Origin of the sequence: Enterobacter sp. SECR19-1250 (assembly GCF_013391025.1) — a bacterium.
Classification (GTDB): Bacteria; Pseudomonadota; Gammaproteobacteria; order Enterobacterales; family Enterobacteriaceae; genus Enterobacter; species Enterobacter cloacae.
This window is the reverse complement of record NZ_JACASJ010000272.1, coordinates 1-1,146: the sequence shown is the minus strand read 5'-3', so window position 1 is coordinate 1,146 and position 1,146 is coordinate 1. Positions and strand designations below refer to the sequence as shown.

The 1,146-nt window shown below is 46.5% G+C and carries 1 protein-coding gene and 1 pseudogene; both read right to left on the bottom strand.

The features are described 5' to 3' along the window. Positions 1 to 36: 36 nt before the first annotated feature. Positions 37 to 717: a nucleotidyl transferase AbiEii/AbiGii toxin family protein gene (locus tag HX884_RS26550; protein WP_178329041.1), complete on the bottom strand. Its 681-nt coding sequence runs from the start codon at positions 715 to 717 to the stop codon at positions 37 to 39. Between the two features lie 14 nt (positions 718 to 731). Continuing rightward, positions 732 to 1,146: pseudogene (locus HX884_RS26545) on the bottom strand (hypothetical protein); the annotation flags it as partial.

Here is a 1,146-nt window from a genome sequence, read left to right as displayed (position 1 = left end):
TAAGGCCTTTGAATAAGACAAAAGGCTGCCTCATCGCTAACTTTGCAACAGTGCCGTCAAGATGGTGTAGCATTCTTTCTTGTCCGGCGTCACAATATCCATCAGTAAATTCAGATCATAGATATCCTGACGGCGTGACCGGTTGCGCTCCACCTGCTGGATAACCGAACGGATTTTTTCCGCTACAAGGTCAGTAAAACTGTATGCCTGCAACTCTTCTTCATTTGTCAGGCTGATGTGATCCATTTCGAAACTGTGTTCATTAAAGCTGTAATCAATTTTAACGGTATTAGGCGACTGACCATTTCTGAGGCGGTTCATCTCACCTTCATTATTACGGCGCGCATACCCAATTTTCAGTTTAAATGACGGAAAGGTGGCGTTCTCCACGTCTTTAGGCTGTATCGTAATGCTCTGTACAGCACACAGCACTTGGTAAGGTAACTCATCAGAGGCAATTTGTAGCGATTCCGTCAGTTCTTCACGGAATTTGGCTTCATCAATATCGGCATAACGAAGGCTTGTGGAAAAGTCGATGTCTTCAGTAAACCGAGAGCTCTGGTACCGCAGGCCCATTAACATGCCACCTTTCATGATCATCCGTGGCTGCAGATAGTCACTTGACGCGATAGCCTGCAAAATAATGTGGACCGCCTGACGAAAGGTTACACGGTCTACTGGAGCTGCGGCTATCCAGTCCTCAATAGAATATTCCATGGCAGATGTCTGACTCAGTTGTTAATTGAAATACACCATACTTCGGAATAGACATTTTTGTAAGGGTTTGAAGCGACTAACTTTCTGCTCCCACCTCGCTGAACGCCTGCTTTCCAGCTGTCAATCGTCCGGTGTGTCAGGCCGCAAACCTCTTCGAGCAAATAACCGGTACGGGCTTTATCAATACCCGTACCAGTTTTGTCTACGGCTTTAACAATTACTGGCAGATGCTCCGCTGCATATTCTTTAAACACATCCTGGACATGCATATATCCTCCGCAGAGATCCGGTTCACGAAGCATGTCGAGGAAAGTTTCGCCAAGGGTGGAAACCCTGATTCCACCTGAAGCATGAAGTTCGGTGCGTGGCTTATAGGGCACTGTTGCAAAGTTAGCGATGAGGCAGCCTTTTGTCTTATTCAAAGGCCTT

Excerpts from the sequence above, each read along its gene's own strand:
- HX884_RS26550 (WP_178329041.1), bottom strand. The coding sequence starts at position 717 with ATGGAATATTCTATTGAGGACTGGATAGCCGCAGCTCCAGTAGACCGT.